The sequence below is a fragment of the Actinomadura sp. NEAU-AAG7 genome, assembly GCF_018603865.1.
In the GTDB taxonomy this organism is placed as follows: Bacteria; Actinomycetota; Actinomycetes; order Streptosporangiales; family Streptosporangiaceae; genus Spirillospora; species Spirillospora litoris.
In genome coordinates, this window is the sequence record NZ_JAHFZY010000001.1 from 642210 (window position 1) to 657067 (window position 14858).

15 protein-coding genes and 1 tRNA gene are annotated in these 14858 nt (G+C 69.8%); 11 read left to right on the forward strand and 5 right to left on the reverse strand.

Annotated elements, in window-relative coordinates:
- Window positions 1-76: 76 nt before the first annotated feature.
- Window positions 77-1003 (reverse strand): DMT family transporter, encoded by a 927-nt coding sequence (locus KLI87_RS02950; protein ID WP_214615726.1) that lies wholly within the window; start codon window positions 1001-1003, stop codon window positions 77-79.
- A 122-nt stretch (window positions 1004-1125) separates the two neighbouring features.
- Between KLI87_RS02950 and KLI87_RS02955 the strand changes: the two genes are divergently transcribed.
- The 3 genes from KLI87_RS02955 to KLI87_RS02965 all read left to right on the forward strand — a co-directional run bounded on the left by KLI87_RS02955 (window position 1126) and on the right by KLI87_RS02965 (window position 3766).
- Complete coding sequence (locus tag KLI87_RS02955) at window positions 1126-1701, forward strand: TetR/AcrR family transcriptional regulator (RefSeq protein ID WP_308165828.1); 576 nt, start codon at window positions 1126-1128, stop codon at window positions 1699-1701.
- A gap of 333 nt (window positions 1702-2034) precedes the next feature.
- Window positions 2035-2613, forward strand: a complete 579-nt coding sequence (locus KLI87_RS02960) for a hypothetical protein (protein ID WP_250903463.1) — start codon at window positions 2035-2037, stop codon at window positions 2611-2613.
- 202 nt (window positions 2614-2815) lie between these two features.
- Window positions 2816-3766: an AraC family transcriptional regulator gene (locus KLI87_RS02965; protein ID WP_156217086.1), complete on the forward strand. Its 951-nt coding sequence runs from the start codon at window positions 2816-2818 to the stop codon at window positions 3764-3766.
- 10 nt (window positions 3767-3776) lie between these two features.
- Here KLI87_RS02965 and KLI87_RS02970 read toward each other — a convergent pair whose 3' ends face one another.
- The gene (locus tag KLI87_RS02970) at window positions 3777-4337 is read right to left on the reverse strand and encodes a TetR/AcrR family transcriptional regulator (protein WP_214615727.1); all 561 of its coding nucleotides are present in this window, start codon (window positions 4335-4337) and stop codon (window positions 3777-3779) included.
- A gap of 89 nt (window positions 4338-4426) precedes the next feature.
- Here KLI87_RS02970 and KLI87_RS02975 point away from each other — a divergent pair, with 89 nt between their 5' ends.
- Entirely contained in the window at window positions 4427-4975 is a 549-nt protein-coding gene (locus KLI87_RS02975) for a cupin domain-containing protein (protein ID WP_156217085.1), read from the forward strand.
- A gap of 130 nt (window positions 4976-5105) precedes the next feature.
- Complete coding sequence (locus tag KLI87_RS02980) at window positions 5106-6017, forward strand: DMT family transporter (protein ID WP_214615728.1); 912 nt, start codon at window positions 5106-5108, stop codon at window positions 6015-6017.
- A 37-nt stretch (window positions 6018-6054) separates the two neighbouring features.
- On the opposite strand, the gene KLI87_RS02985 is transcribed toward KLI87_RS02980, so the two are convergent.
- Together KLI87_RS02985 and KLI87_RS02990 are read right to left on the reverse strand one after the other, a co-directional pair.
- The gene (locus KLI87_RS02985; RefSeq protein ID WP_214615729.1) at window positions 6055-7854 is read right to left on the reverse strand and encodes a M64 family metallopeptidase; all 1800 of its coding nucleotides are present in this window, start codon (window positions 7852-7854) and stop codon (window positions 6055-6057) included.
- 256 nt (window positions 7855-8110) lie between these two features.
- Window positions 8111-8320: a hypothetical protein gene (locus tag KLI87_RS02990; protein ID WP_156217082.1), complete on the reverse strand. Its 210-nt coding sequence runs from the start codon at window positions 8318-8320 to the stop codon at window positions 8111-8113.
- A gap of 233 nt (window positions 8321-8553) precedes the next feature.
- Between KLI87_RS02990 and KLI87_RS02995 the strand changes: the two genes are divergently transcribed.
- The 6 genes from KLI87_RS02995 (at window position 8554) to sigJ (ending at window position 13714) form a co-directional block, all read left to right on the forward strand.
- On the forward strand, window positions 8554-8673 hold the full coding sequence (locus KLI87_RS02995) for a DLW-39 family protein (protein ID WP_211238580.1): 120 nt from the start codon (window positions 8554-8556) through the stop codon (window positions 8671-8673).
- 56 nt (window positions 8674-8729) lie between these two features.
- Entirely contained in the window at window positions 8730-9458 is a 729-nt protein-coding gene (locus tag KLI87_RS03000) for a phosphonatase-like hydrolase (protein ID WP_214615730.1), read from the forward strand.
- 122 nt (window positions 9459-9580) lie between these two features.
- Window positions 9581-9653: transfer RNA gene (locus KLI87_RS03005), tRNA-Ala, on the forward strand.
- Between the two features lie 331 nt (window positions 9654-9984).
- Window positions 9985-10557: a flavoprotein gene (locus KLI87_RS03010; RefSeq protein ID WP_214615731.1), complete on the forward strand. Its 573-nt coding sequence runs from the start codon at window positions 9985-9987 to the stop codon at window positions 10555-10557.
- A gap of 1322 nt (window positions 10558-11879) precedes the next feature.
- Window positions 11880-12278, forward strand: a complete 399-nt coding sequence (locus tag KLI87_RS03015; RefSeq protein ID WP_214615732.1) for a VOC family protein — start codon at window positions 11880-11882, stop codon at window positions 12276-12278.
- Between the two features lie 524 nt (window positions 12279-12802).
- Window positions 12803-13714, forward strand: a complete 912-nt coding sequence (sigJ, locus tag KLI87_RS03020; protein ID WP_214615733.1) for an RNA polymerase sigma factor SigJ — start codon at window positions 12803-12805, stop codon at window positions 13712-13714.
- Between the two features lie 123 nt (window positions 13715-13837).
- Here sigJ and KLI87_RS03025 read toward each other — a convergent pair whose 3' ends face one another.
- Entirely contained in the window at window positions 13838-14803 is a 966-nt protein-coding gene (locus KLI87_RS03025; RefSeq protein WP_284734049.1) for a helix-turn-helix domain-containing protein, read from the reverse strand.
- Window positions 14804-14858 lie beyond the last annotated feature (55 nt).

Below are 14858 nucleotides of genomic sequence, written 5' to 3' on the forward strand. Positions count from 1 at the left end.
CGGACGACACGTCCCAGGTGCGGGCGGCCTGCCAGGTCACGGATCGGGGTCTGTCCGTGGTCGGCGAGAACGTCGATCAGGCGAGTTGTACGAGGGCGCAACCGGCGCCGAGGGAGGCCAGCCCGGCGAGCCGGGCGACGGTGACCGGCCTGGGCGGGAGCCTGAACAGGCCGTAGTGGTCGATCGCCGCCGCGGTCAGTTGCTGCCCGGTGACGGTCAGGGCGATGGTGGTCGCGGCACCGATCCGGGGGATGAGCAGGAAGGTGAGGGTGACGTAGGTCGCGGCCGCGGCCCCTCCCAGCCAGCCCCACCAGGGAACGGTGTTCAACGAGTTCAACTGCGGACGGGGCGTGCGGCGCAGGGCCAGCAGAAGCACCAGCACGACGGCGATCGTGGCGGTCGCGACGGTGAAGCTGACCATGCCGACCGCGAACGCGTCGTCGAGTTCGACGCGCAGCGCGGCGTTGATCGCACCCTGGACCGGGAGGACGGCCCCGGCCAGCAGCCCCAGCGCGATCCAGCCGGCGCGGGCGGAAGATGCCTGCGACGAGGTTCCGGCGAGCTGGCTGCGGATCACCACCGCGATGCCTCCGAGCACGGCCAGCGCTCCGAGCGCCATCCCGGCGTTGAACGAACGCTGCTCGACGCCGAGGAGGCCGCCGATGTCCAGGACCAGGGACGCCAGGACCTGACCGGCCACGAACAACCCCGCCGAGGCCAGGGCGCCCAGTCGCGGGAACAGCAGGATCGCGCTGGCGATGTAGATCGGGCTCGCGACCCCGCCCAGCAACTTCCAGGGCGCGACGTCCGCCACCCCGGCGAGGGCTCCCCATCCGCCCGCGACGCCGGCGACCGCGGCCAGCAGGACGGCGGCGATGCCGAGTTGCAGGGTCGAGGCGCCGTAGGGCGTGCCGACCACCCGGTTGAGTTGCAGGTTGGCGGACGCCTGGACGGCCAGCAACCCGCCGATCACCAGCGCCGACACCAGAAACAGGACCCCCATGGATGTCTCCGAATCCCAAGAGGATGAAACGGCACGTGCCGTTCTGACTGCGCCGATCATGGTCACATCGCCCGTCGATTGTCAACGGCACGTGCCGTGCCGTTTTGGTAAGGTGTGCTCTCGTGACAGTCAGCCCACCGCCCCAGAGCCCTGATCGCACCGCCGTCATCATGCGGACGGCCCTCGACCTCGCACGCGAGGTCGGCTACGCCAAACTCAGCATCGAGGGCATCGCCGCCCGCGCCGGCGTCGGCAAGCACACCGTCTACCGGCGCTGGCCCTCCAAGGGCGCGCTCTTCCTCGACGCCATGCTCTCCGCCCTCCAGACGGAACTGGCCTACACCGACACCGGCGACATCGTCGGCGACCTCCGCAAGCAGATGAACGCCGCCCGCGAACTGGTGGGCGGACCGGACTTCCGCCCCCTGTACGCCGCACTGGTCGGCGAGGCCCAGCACGACCCCGCCATCGCCGAGGCCCTCTACGAACGCTGGGTCGAACCGATCACCGAGAGGACGCGCACCCGCCTCCGTGCGGCACAGGAGCAGGGGCAGCTATCCACCCAGTACGACCTGGACGTCATCGTCGCCCTGCTCTACGGCCCCCTGTACTACCGCTTCCTGCTGATCCCCGGTAACTACGACGCGGCCTTCATCGACGCCGTCCTGCAAGCCGCGTTCGCCGGCCTGAAGCCCTGACGACGGTCGGTCGGCGGTAGGCGCGAGCGCGACCGACCGGCGATCACGTCCGGTCCACGACAGCGGCCGAGCAGCGTGCCGCACGCGACGGCCATCCAAGCCTCTGGACCGCGGGTGCCCCCGCCTAAGGGTCATCCCCCGGCAGCAACACCACAAGATCGCCAGGGTCGGCCACGTGAGTTCCCACAGGTCATGCCCGGGATGCGGCCCTACCTCTCGCGGGGGAGACGGGACGGCACACTCCACCCGGTTAGGGGAGGGATCCGGCCTCCGATCCCGGCAGAGTCGTCCGTGCCGGGCAGGGATCCGGAGCCGAACCCCTGAGGAGCCACGATGACCACGACCTTCACCGGAACGGCGCCCGCCGCCGTCCAAACCGAGCGGCGCAGCCGGAAGACAGGGGCTCGCACGGTGCCAGGTGTCCCCAGGTGGGCGTACTGGGCGGCGCACGCGGCGGCGCTGACGACGCTGCCGTCCGCGTTGTGGCGGCTGCCGATGACATGGGGCTACGGGATGGGCTTCACCGACGAGGCCATGACGGACCTGCACGTCCCCGGATGGGGCTCGGTGTACGTGCTCGTCCTGATCCTGCTGAGCGAGCTCGCGTCCTTCGCCACCCTCGGGCTGATCCAGCCGTGGGGGGAGCGATTCCCCCGCTGGATGCCGTTCGTCGGCGGCAGACGCGTGTCGGTGCGGTTCGCGGTCACCACCGCGATGCTGGGAGCGACGACGGTGCTGTTGTACACCGTCGGCTACTTCTATACCTGGACGCATCGCAGCGCCGGATCCCCGACCGGCGCATGGGCGTGGCTGATGAACGCCTCGTTCGCACCGGTCGTGGCCTGGGGCCCGCTGCTGATCGCGGTCACCGTCCACTACCACCGGCGACGCCGCGCGGCTCGTCCGGCCTGACCGGCCCCTTCGACGCCGCCGCCCTTGCCCATGGGCCCGATCCCGACCGCGAGAGGGCTGATCGCGCCGCGCCCGTTCAGTGACGAAACCTCAGATCAGAGGAGAACCCTTCGATGATCACCTCCCCGGGCCACGCCACGATCGTCAAGACGTGGCGCGTGGAGGACGAGCGCGGTGTCCGAGGGGGTGTCACTATGTCGGAATGGCGCGGGAGGTGGGGAAGCAGGTGGTCACACGGGGGGATCGGGCCGACTGGACGCGTGTGGACGGAATTCAGGGCGCTTCGCTCGATCTGCTGAGTGCCCGGTTCGGAAGTCGGCACTACGCCCCGCACACGCACGACGAATTCGCCATCGGTGTGTGCGTCGATGGCATGGAGACGATGCGGTACCGGGGAGAGAGGCTGTACTCCGCAGCCGGAAGCGTCCTCGTGATCGAGCCCGGGGAGACGCACACGGGCGGGCCGGCCGGGCCCGACGGGTACGCCTACCTGGCGTTGTATCCGAGTGTCGAGCTGCTGAGCGGTATCACCGGAACGGTCGAGACGCACTTCCAGGAGCCCGTCATCCGTGACCCTCGGCTGGCAGAGGCGCTTCGCCTTGCCCACCGCGCCCTGTGGCTGGGCGAGTACCCCTTGGAAGGCGAGACCAGGCTTCTCGAAATGCTCGGCGCGCTCACCCGGCGCCATGCGGCGAAGGTGCCCCGGGCCGCCATGGGGATCCAGCCCGATGCCCGCCGGATCGCCCAGACGGTCACGACGCGCCTCGCGGACGAGTTGGTGGACCCGCCGACGCTCGCCGAAGTGGCGGCCGACCTGGAAATGTCCCGCTACCAACTCCTCCGCGCATTCCGCAATGCCATGGGCATGCCGCCGTACGCGTGGCTCGCTCAGCACCGGGTGTCGCGTGCCCGAGGGCTCATCGACGCCGGACATCGGCCCGCCGAGGCGGCGACCCTCGTCGGATTCGCGGACCAGGCGCACCTCACCCGCTGGTTCCGGCGCGTATTGGGGGTCACGCCGGGCGTTTATCGGAAGAGCGTCCTGGGTGACGCCCACCCTCGTCCCGCCTCGTCCCAAGGGAAACAGCAGTGCGGGCCTGGCCGGTCTCAAAACGGCGGCATATATACGGCCCCGGCGGCCAGGACGGTCTGACGGGCAGCGATCAGGACGGTAGGAAGACCGCGGTCGCCTCTTCGGCGAGGGCGGCGGAGTCCGGTCCGTCCGGGTCGGTCTGGGCCAGGTGCAGCAGCCCGAGGATGGCCGCGTACGCGACCCGCGCCCGCGACGCCGCCCGGTCCGGTGGCAGGCCGAGTTCCTGGTAGGTGCGGGTCAGGAGATCCAGCCGGGCCCGGTTCACCTCGTGGACCGCGTCCCTGACCCGGGGGTCGTTGCGGTCGCCGAGCAGGCTGAGGTGCACCGACGGGGCCAGCGGCTGGACGGCCTGCACGACCACGGTGAGCAGTTCGCGCAGCCGCCGCGCCGGGTCGGGGAGCGCGGCGAGTTCGGTGAGCGCCGCCTCGCCGTGGCTGCGCGCCCATTCCGTGAGCGCCGCGGTGATCAGCTCGTCCCGGTTCCGGTAGTGCGCGTAGAAGCTGCCCTTGGTCACGCCGAGCGTCCGCGCGAGGGGTTCGACGGCGACGGCGGCGAGCCCGCCGTCCGCGATCGCCTTCAGCGCGGCCCGCGCCCAGTCCTGGGCGGACAACCGGGTCGACTCGTTCACCACGGGCTACAGGATACGCCACCGTATTGACGGGTTCGGGAGGCAAAAGATACGGTGGCGTATCCATACGCCACCGTACTAAAGGAGTGCCGATGAAGGTCCGCCGTGTGGTCACCGGGCATGACTCCGCAGGTCGGGCTCGTGTGGTCGACGATCGCGACGTCGAGCCCATCACGTCCGATCTGATGCCCGGCGTCGCCGCCTACCGGCTGTGGGGGCGGGACGAGCGGCCCACGTTCCCCGACGACGGCGCGCCGCGTCCCGCCGAGGCGTGGTATCCGCCCCGCGACGGCTCGCGGTTCATGATCAATACGATTCCGCCGGGCGAGGTGGTCCCGCGTCCGGATCTGGACATGACCGCCGCGCTCGACGAGCTGGAGCGGCGGATGCCGGGGGCCATGGCGGCGATGGAGCCCGGCACCGCGGGGATGCACACCACCGACAGCATCGACTACGTCATGGTCGTCTCGGGCGAGGTCACGCTCGACCTCGACGGCGGCGAGCGGACGGTGCTGCGGGCGGGCGACGTCCTCGTCCAGAACGGCACCCGGCACGGATGGCGAAACGACGGCACCGAGCCGTGCACGATCGTCGGTATCGCCATCGGAGCGGACCGCACGCGTCCGACAACTCCGCGTTGAGAACGCTCCCGGCGCGCAACTGCGTTCAAGACCGCCGGGGGCGATGGGCCGCACCCTGATCGGGTCACCGGGGCCCGTCGCGGCTCCGGGCCCGTCCGGTGGACGGGGGGAACCGGAACGGGGGGTTGTGGTGAGTCGCCGCGGCTGGGTGCTGTTCGCGCTGATGAGCGTGCTGTGGGGGATTCCCTACCTCATGATCAAAGTGGCGGTCGAGGACGTGTCGGTGCCCGTGCTGGTGTTCGCGCGGACCTTCCTCGGCGCCGTCCTGCTGCTGCCGTTGATGATCCGCGCCGGGGATCTCGGCGTCGTGCGCCGCCACTGGCGCCCGCTGCTGGTGTTCGCCGCGCTGGAGATCCTCGGCCCGTGGGCGCTGCTGTCGGACGCCGAGCACCGGCTGACCAGTTCGATGACCGGGCTGCTGATCGCGGCCGTCCCGATCATCGCGGTGCTGGTGGCCCGGGTCACCGGCGACGCCGAGCGGCTCGGGCCGGTGCGCTGGACGGGGCTGCTGGTCGGGCTGGCGGGCGTCGGCGTCCTCGCGGGGCCGCACCTCGGCGGCGGGAACGCGTGGGCGCTCGGCGAGGTGATGCTGGTCGCGCTCGGATACGCGACGGCGCCGATCATCGCGACCCGCCAACTCAAGGAGCTGCCGAGCCTGCACCTGGCGGCGTCCTCGCTGGCCTTCGCCGCGGTCGTCTACACGGCGCCGGCAGTTGCCACCTGGCCGGAAGAAGTGCCCGGTGGACGCGTCCTCGCGGCGCTGGCCGGGCTCGGGGTGGTGTGCACCGCGCTGGCGTTCCTGCTGTTCTTCGAGCTGATCCGTGAGGTCGGCACGTCCCGGGCGATGGTGTTCACCTACGTCAACCCGGCCGTCGCGGTGGTCGCCGGAGTCCTCTTCCTGGACGAGCCGCTCACCGCGACGATCATGATCTCGTTCGCGCTGATCCTCTGCGGGTCGGTCCTGGCCACCGCGCGCCGCGCCCCCGCCGCCACCCCCACGCCCGAGGTGCTCGTCGAGCCCGCGTCCGAACCCGCCTCGTAGGCCGCCGACCTCGCCGAGGCCGGCGGCCTACCCGGTCTCAGCGGAGGGTCACGACGAACTTGCCGGCCTTGCCGATGTTCCCGGCAGGATCGATGGCGCGGTACTCGATCGTGTGCCGCCCCTTGCCGAGCCTGCCGTAGGTCAGGCCGTCGATCATGGTGCCGGTCTCGCTGAACCGCCAGGGGGCGGACGAGTCGGTGGGCCACCCGAAGTAGTTGAACCAGCCGTCGCCGTCCACGCGGAACTCCGACACCACCACGCCCGGACGGTCGTCCGCCCCTGTGAGCCGCATGGTGAAAGGACCGTCGAAGACGTATTCGGGGGTGCGTCCCGCGCGCGCTTGCGACGCCTTGGACAACTCGTACTTCACCGTCGGGCCTTGGGAGTCGATCGTCCAGGCGCGGCTCCTGGAACCGACACGTGCGACGAGGCGATGCGTCCTCCCCTTGGACAGGTGGAGACGTCCCAGGTCGATGTCACGGTCTCCACCGCGCACACGGTGGCCGTCGATTTCCCAGCGGACCTTGAGGGCGCGCCCGACCGGATGTGTGGTCTCGGCATACACGACGCTCTCCGCGCCCACGGTCTGGTCGGTCGGAGTAGAGGAGGTGAAGTCGGCGGGCACGTCCGAGGGCGGCGTGCTCAGGCGGGTGTCCACCGTCCATGTGCGCGTCTGGGTGAGCGCGGCGGACGACCGCACAGCCGGGTCGCGCACGAAGTCGGTGGGATCGGTGACCATCGCCGTGACCTCATGCGTGCCCTTGCGCAGATGGAGCCGCGACAGGTCAAGATTGGGCCCCCTCTGGACGGCCCTCCCGTCGACCGTCCACGTCGTGAGCAGCGGATGCCCGGTCGGATGCATCGTCTCCACCCACAGCACCCGGTCGTCGCCCACGGGCGCGTCCGTGGGCGTCTGCGCCTGGACGAGACTGACCTTGGCGGAGATCCGCTGGGTCATGCGCTCCCGCGCGACCTGGTCGTAGTAGTAGCCGAGCGTTTTCATCATGGAGTGCTGGCTCGGCCTCCACACGCCCTTGCTGTAGTAGAGGCCGCCCTCGTAGCGCCCTATGGTTCCGCCCGATTCGCTGCGTTCCCCTAGCCAGCGCCACCACTTCGCCTTCTGCGCCTTCATCTGCTGCTCTGTGAGCAACGTGTGGTGGATGGATTCGGGCTCCGCTCCGGTGTAGGTGCCCCCAGGGACCCCACGTTGGTAATAGTCGTACTCGTCGGCGAGCCCACCCAGAGAGTGCCCCAGCTCATGCGGGGCGATGAGCGCCGACATCGCGTTCCCCCCGGACGCCGTCGCGTACGTGCCTCCCGCGCCGCCGTAGGTGTCGCTGTTGGCGAGGGCGAGGATCTGACGATTCCCCAGGGTCGCGCCAGGGACGAGGTCCGCGTACGTCTTGGCCGCCGCGGAGTCCATGACGAGGAGGCGCTGAATGCCGTCCTCCCTGCACCCGCTCCAGAACGCCATGCTCAACGGCGTCTTGTGACGTGGCGAGGACAGGTTCGGATCGCAGCCGACCCCGGACTCCTGCGACGGGATCTCGACCGCGTACACATTGACGTAGCTGCGGTAGGACTTGAACGGCTCGATCGTCCACAGGTCGTTCAGGTGCTCGGCCAGGTGCGTCCGGAACTTCGGCATGTCCGCCGCCGTGTACCCGTCACCCATGATCACCAGGTTGAACCGCTTGGACGGATCGCCCGTGACCTGGATCGGGACCACCTTGGCGTCCGGGGCCTTCGCCTGCGCCGCCTGCGCGGGCATCGTCATCGTCAAGGGCAGGACGGCCACGGCCGCCGTCCCGATCACTCCGGCCTTACCTCTCAACATGCACGGACCTCCTCGCGGGCGCGCACGGCGGGCGAGATGGCCCGGGGGGACGGCGAGCCCGGCGCGTCCCACTGATCAAGCAGGACGTCCCGGATCTATCGCGGGACGAACCCCCATGTCAACGCCGCATATCGAGCCGGGCGGACCGAAAGGCCGACGCCATACGGGAAGCGTCGGACGCGGCCACGATCGGCCACCCACCCGGCGAAGCCCCAGGCTCGCGGTGCCACCGGCGCCGGTCAGGCCGGGCGACCGGTCACATCCCGATTCGCCACAGCAGCAGGATGATCGAGGACAACACCAGACCCGCCGCGCCCAGCGGCACCTCGCCCAACGCGATCATCGCGGTGCAGCCGGTCGCGGTCAGCCCCGCGACGAGCAGCATCCCACGCGCGCCGGACGCCTCGTCGTCGGGCGCCCGGGAGTCGAGTTCGCGCTCCCAGAGCCCGAAGTCGTCCTCAGCCATCGGCACTCCCGAAGGTCGTCACACCGGATTATGCGGCTGTCCCCGCGTCACGGCGAGGTGGCGCGGACGTGACACCCTCCACACCTCCGCGATTTGGACGCCAGGTCCGATACCGACGACCACGTGCGGATCGCTGGGCTACGGTTGCTAGGCTTCGGAGAACCTGGGGGAGTAGAGACTGATCCGTTACATGCCCGGGTTTGCTTCATAACCGAGGTGAAGGGGTCCCCACCGTGAAGAAGCTTCTCATTCTCGCTGTCGTGGCTCTTGGCGGTTTCGCCGTGTGGCGCCGTCTCCAGCAGGACCGGGCCGAGCTCGACCTGTGGACCGAGGCCACCTCGTCCGACAGTTGAGACGCCGGCGATAATCCCGCGGAGAGCGAACGCCCGACTTCGAGGGAGGCCCCGGCGTGAGCGAAGCAGAGTCGATCACCGTCGCCTGCCTCGATCTCGCCGGGACCACTGTCGCCGACGACGACACCGTCGAGACCGCCTTCGCCGAGGCGATCGCCGCCCTCGGCACGGCGCCCGGCACGGCGGCGCACCAGCGCGCCATGACCCACATCCGCGCGTCACGCGGCGGATCCAAGATCGAGATCTTCCGCTCGCTCTTCGACGAGGCCCGCGCCCAGGCCGCGAACATGGCCTTCCAGCGCTCCTACGACCAACTCGTCGACCGGCACGGCCTCCGCGCCGTCCCCGGTGCCGCCGACGCCATCGAGCGCCTCCGCGGCGCCGGCGTCCGCGTATGCCTGCTCACCGGCTTCGGCCGCACCACCCAGGCCCGCATCCTCGACACCCTCGGCTGGTGGGACCACGCCGACCTCACCCTCTGCCCCGAGGACGTCGAGCGCGGCCGCCCCTGGCCCGACCTCGTCCTGACCGCCGCCCTCCGCCTGGGCGTGGACGACGTCCGCCACATCGCCGTCTGCGGCGACACCGCGAACGACATGCTGACGGGCCGCCGCTCCGGCGCGTCCGTGGTCGCGGGCGTCCTGACCGGCGCCCACGACCGCGCACGCCTCCTCACCGCGGGCGCCACCCACATCCTCCCCAGCGTGGCCGCCCTCCCAGACCTGATCCTCAAGAAGACCCGCCCACACCCCGACCAGCGGACAGAACCCAGCGTGATCAATTGACCCGGGCGGGCCGACCGAACGGGCCGAGGCCCTACCACGCCTCCCCCGCCCGGAAAGCCGGCGCTCCGCCCACGGTGTACGATCGACACCGGTCGCGGCGCAGGTAAACAGCAAGATGACAAGGGGCCTTAGCTCAGTTGGTAGAGCACCGGCTTTGCAAGCCGGGTGTCAGGGGTTCGAATCCCCTAGGCTCCACCCACCAAGAAGCCCAGGTCAGAACAACAACTCCGACCCGGACTCCCACCCCTCCGCTCCCCGATCGCTTCCGGGCTTTCTTCATTCTGGGTCGTCACCAATTCTCCGCCCGCCCTCCAAGCGAGACGGCCGCCTCCAGCCCGAAGCACTCTCGTCCGAGGCCCACCACGTCGCCGCGAGCATCCTGCGCCCACGACCACGAGGGACTCGCCTGGGCGCCGCATGCAGGCCGCGAAAGCCAAGACGTCACGACCGTCGGATCCATTGCCCGCATCATCAACATCTCGGCGACGCCGGAGCCGCGATCCACGACAGAGAACGGGGTGCACCAATGACCGAGTCCACCGAGGGTCGCCGCCGCGTCCTCTACATCATCGTGTGCGCGGCAGGCCCCGCCGCCGACGTCGGAAAACTCGTCACGCTCGCCCAACAAGGAGACTGGGACGTCCAGATCATCGCCACCCCCAGCGCGCTGGACTTCATCGACGCCCACGCCCTCGAAGGCCAGACCGGCCGCCCCGTCCAAAGCCGGTACCGCAAACCACACGAGCCCCGCTCCCCCAGAGCAGACGCCATGATCGTGGCCCCCGCCACCTACAACACCCTCAACAAATGGGCCAACGGCATAGCCGACACCTACGCCCTAGGACTCCTCGCCGAAGCCCCAGGACTGGGCATCCCCGTGGTGGCCCTCCCCTTCATCAACACCGCCCTAGCAGCCCGAACCCCGCTGCAACGCAGCATCGAAACCCTCCAAGCGGAAGGCATCCGCATCCTCTTCGGCCCCGACGAAGTCGACCCCCACGACCCCGGCACCGGCGGCACCCGCTTCGACACCTACCCCTGGCCGCTCGCCCTCGAAGAGCTCAACCGACTCACCGGACAAGCCCATCATCCTCGGTGAGAAATCTTCCCTGCACTTGCTCGTTTCAGCGACACGCCGAGAGCTCGTGCACGACCGGAGGCTTGCTGCAAACGCGCTCCATGTACGGCCGCACAGGCGGCATCCAGCCAGCGGCTTTACTATGGGGCCTCATCGCCCCAACAAGGGTTCGCAACCGAGTGGCCGTGGCCTGATGACCAGCAGTGAGCACGTCCTCATCGCCCCAACAAGGGTTCGCAACGACGGTGCGGCGTCTTCAGGTAGGCGAAGTAGGGGGTCCTCATCGCCCCTACAAGGGTTCGCAACTGTACGTCATGACAGCTCCAACCAATCAAGGGCCGCCTGGTCCTCATCGCCCCTGCGAGGGCTCGCAACAAGGTGAGGTCTATGAACTGTCGGATGCCGAGGTTGCACTCATAGCTCTTGCGAGAGTTCGCAGCGTGTAGCTCCGCTTGTTGGTGAGACACGTGATGAAGCGGCCTCTTGCCGAATTCAGCCGTTTGGGATCGAGAGGCGGCCGTGCATCGCTGCGTGGCCGAGCTCGCTCGCCGGCTAGCCGTCAGCTCGGGGTCGCGCCGCTGCCTTGGTCGTCATGTTCGGCCAGCTCGGCCCCCACGTACCGGTACACCCATCCAGGAGAGACATCGGCGTCAGGAGCACGTTCGTAGAGATGCCAAGGGCTGTCGCCTTGACGAGCTCGGAAGCACTCCGGTGGACGACCCTCCTCGTCCAGGCGAATTATCGGAGTCCTGCTATCGAAAGGGCCACCGTGAAGCCTGACGCCTGTCTCCCCGTTGATGACCTCCCCCTTCACCAAACGTGAGATCCATCGAAGGTGCGCGTCTTCCACAGCGGGCATACCGCCACACAACCAAGTCAGAGGGAAGGCCGCAAGCAGGAGTCCTGGGACGGGGGTTGTTGATCAGAATCGCTCAGGGTGAGTGTGGTCGGTGGGCCGGGGGATGTGGGTTGCCAACCTTCGTCCAGTGCGGTGCGGATTGCTATCGAGACCGTCCGGGGAAGGACCACGCCGGACGGCTTCCCCAGCCAGTTGCTCGGATGCGCGCAGGGCAGCGAGACGACTAGCAGCGCGCCGGGTGACTCCGCGGCTTCTACGACAAAGGACAGCGGAGACCATCCCATCCCCTGGCAGTATGTGGGGCGGCCACGGACCTTCCAGCGAAACTCGGTCCCTTCGACGGCGATTCGTCGGGATCCCTTGCGAGCAAGGGTCACAGGGCCTCCGTCATGCCGAGCAGCCTACGCATGGCAGACATGCGTGCTCATGGTCGGGGCTCTTGAGGGCGCAGGGGGCGGCGGGGTGCCTGGTTAGGGTTGCGCGGGTGCGACTTGATCTGATCACGATTGTTGTGGACGACTACGACCAGGCGATCGGGTTCTTCGTTGGGGCGCTCGGGTTCGACCTGGTCGAGGACTCGGCGGCGCTGACCGACGACGGGCGGCCGAAGCGGTGGGTCGTGGTGCGGCCGCCGGGAGGTGAGACCGGCGTCCTGCTGGCCCGTGCGGACGGCGAGCGGCAAGGGGGCGCCGTTGGTAACCAGGTCGCCGGGCGTGTTGGGTTCTTTCTCCGGGTGGATGAGTTCGACGCCGTCTACGAACGCATGGTGGCGGCCGGGGTCGAGTTCGTGACCCCGCCGCGTACGGAGCCCTATGGACGAGTCGCCGTTTTCCTCGATATCGCCGGTAACCGGTGGGATCTGCTTGGTTCGGCCACCCGGTGATGGGTTTCGTGGGCTTCCCCGGTGGCTGGGGGAGCCGCGTTACTTGTTGTAGTTCTTTTGGTCAGGGTGAGCATCCGGATCTCCTCGTCGCTGTAGAGCGCGGAGGCCCTGGCGAACCGTTCGTCGGAGACGCGAACACCGACGGCCTCCACCAGCTCCAGTGCGACCCGTTCGGCGTCGGTGAAGTAGGGGGCGTCCTGCCAGGTCCGCGGTGATGCGCTGCTCGGTCTCCTCCCTCCTTGCGGAGGGCCTGGGTCAGCAGGATCGCGTGGTGGGTGCTTCCGATGATGTGCGCGCCGCGCAGCCTCATCAGGGTGAGGGCGCGCTGCGGGACCGGGCCTTGCGGACGGTGTCGCGCAGCGCCGTCGGGCAGGCGTGATCTGGTGTCGTCCTCGATCGTCGGCATGCGGGGTCTTCCTTTCTGTGTCTCGACGGTCCGACAACACAGGCGTCCCGGATGTGAGGCGGTCACGTTTCGGGGCGCCGCCTTGTCGGAGTGGTGAGGACGCGACCGAGGGGGCACCATGACCGACCCGGGCCTGAACGTGATCATGAGTGAGCGGCGGCAGCTGCTCAACCTCGCCTACCGGCTGCTCGGCTCGCTCGCCGAGGCCGAGGACGCCGTGCAGGAGACCTATGCCCGCTGGTACACGCTGTCGCCCGAGCAGCGGGAGGCCATCGAGGTGCCCGGCGCGTGGCTGACCAAGGTGGCCGGACGGATCTGCCTGAACCTGCTCGGGTCGGCGCGGGCGCGGCGGGAGAGGTACGTCGGCGACTGGATTCCCGAGCCGCTGCCCGAGGTCGCCGAGGGCGACCCGGCCGACCGCGTCACGCTGGACGAGTCGGTCAACATGGCGTTCCTGGTCGTGCTGGAGTCGATGACCCCGGCCGAACGTGTCGCCTTCATCCTGCACGACGTCTTCCGGTACCCGTTCGCGGAGGTCGCCGACATCGTCGGCCGCACCCCGGCGGCCTGCCGGAAACTTGCCTCGTCGGCCCGGCGGCGCGTCCGGGAGGCGCGGACGCCGCCGCCCACGGCCGCCAGGCAGTCCGCCGTCGTCAGGGACTTCAAGCGGGCGTGGGAGGCCAAGGACATCGACGCCCTGATCGGCCTCCTCGACCCGGACGCCACGGCGACCGGCGACAGCGGCGGGCTCGCCACGCTGGTCGCCGGTCCGCACGAAGGCGCCGAGCGGCTCGCGGGCGGCATCGTCGACCTCGCCGACAGGCTCGCGGACCTGAGGCTGCTGGAGCGGACCGTCAACGGCCAGCCCGGCCTGGTCGCGGAGAAGGACGGCGTCGTCGTGACCGTGTTCGCGTTCGAGATCGCGGACGACCGGATCAGGCGGATCTGGGCCGTGCGCAACCCCGAGAAGCTCCGGCGGTGGACGGAGGGTGACGTGCTACGTGCGGGGGAGGACGGACACGGCTCCTGAAGGTGATCCGGGTCCGGGCCGGGGGCCGGGACGATCAAAGGGCCGGTTCCTGGCGCCTCCTGCTGCCGTACGGCATGGTCTCAACGGGGGCCCGTGCCGTTCGGACCCCGTCAGCGGAGGACGTCAGGGCACCGCGGCCCTGAAGGCGCGCCGGTAGGCCGACGGCGAGGTCTTCATCGCGCGGCCGAAATGGTGCCGGAAGGTCATCGGGCTGTCGAAGCCCACCGCCGCGCCGATCTCCTCGATGGGCAGGACACCGTCCTCCAGCAGCGGCAGCGCGGCCATGATCCGCTGGGTGACGACCCAGCGGAGCGGGCTCGTGCCGGTCTGCCGGTTGAAGTGGCGGATGAAGGTGCGGGGGGCCAGGCACGCCTCGCGCGCGAGCGCGGCCACGGTGATCGGCTCGGCGAGGTGCGCGAGCGCCCAGGCCATGGCGCGGCCGACGGCGTCGTCCGCCGCCGGGGCGGTCACGGCGGCCTCGACGAACTGGGCCTGCCCGCCCTCGCGGTGCGGCGGGACGACCAGCCGCCGCGCCACCGTGTTGGCGACGCGCGCGCCGTGGTCCTTGCGGACGAGGTGCAGGCACATGTCGAGCCCCGCGGCACTGCCCGCCCCGGTGAGGACGTCGTCGCCGTCCACATAGAGGACGTCCGGTGTCACGCGGACCTTCGGGTAGCGGCGCTGGAGGAGGTCCGCGTACCGCCAGTGGGTGGTGGCCTCGCGTCCGTCCAGCAGGCCCGCGGCGGCGAGCGCGAACGCGCCCGAGCAGATCGACACGACGCGGGCGCCGCGCCGGTGCGCCTCCCGGAGCGCCTCGACGACCTCGGGCGCGGGGTCGGCGCGGACATCGGGCACCGCGACGACCATCACGGTGTCGGCGGAGGCGAACGCGCCGAGGTCGTGCTCGGTGGTCATCGTGAACCCGCCGAGCGCCCGCATCGGACCGCGCTCCAGCGAGCAGACCCGCAGGTCGTACCAGGGCATGTCCAGGTCGGGACGCGGGCGCTCGAAGACCTCGACGACCGAGCCGAGCTCGAACGGCGCCATGCCGTCGAACATCAGCACGGAGACGGTGTGGCGCTCTGCCAAGAGCCCGCGTCCTTTCGATGGGGTGGCGGGATATTGATGCTAATCGGCGATCGTG

Bases quoted from the DNA above. Each gene is read 5' to 3' on its own strand.
- KLI87_RS02950 (WP_214615726.1), bottom strand. From the start codon at position 1,003: ATGGGGGTCCTGTTTCTGGTGTCGGCGCTGGTGATCGGCGGGTTGCTG.
- KLI87_RS02960 (WP_250903463.1), top strand. From the start codon at position 2,035: ATGACCACGACCTTCACCGGAACGGCGCCCGCCGCCGTCCAAACCGAG.
- KLI87_RS02965 (WP_156217086.1), top strand. From the start codon at position 2,816: ATGGCGCGGGAGGTGGGGAAGCAGGTGGTCACACGGGGGGATCGGGCC.
- KLI87_RS02975 (WP_156217085.1), top strand. From the start codon at position 4,427: ATGAAGGTCCGCCGTGTGGTCACCGGGCATGACTCCGCAGGTCGGGCT.
- KLI87_RS02985 (WP_214615729.1), bottom strand. From the start codon at position 7,854: ATGTTGAGAGGTAAGGCCGGAGTGATCGGGACGGCGGCCGTGGCCGTC.
- KLI87_RS02990 (WP_156217082.1), bottom strand. From the start codon at position 8,320: ATGGCTGAGGACGACTTCGGGCTCTGGGAGCGCGAACTCGACTCCCGG.
- KLI87_RS03010 (WP_214615731.1), top strand. From the start codon at position 9,985: ATGACCGAGTCCACCGAGGGTCGCCGCCGCGTCCTCTACATCATCGTG.
- sigJ (WP_214615733.1), top strand. From the start codon at position 12,803: ATGACCGACCCGGGCCTGAACGTGATCATGAGTGAGCGGCGGCAGCTG.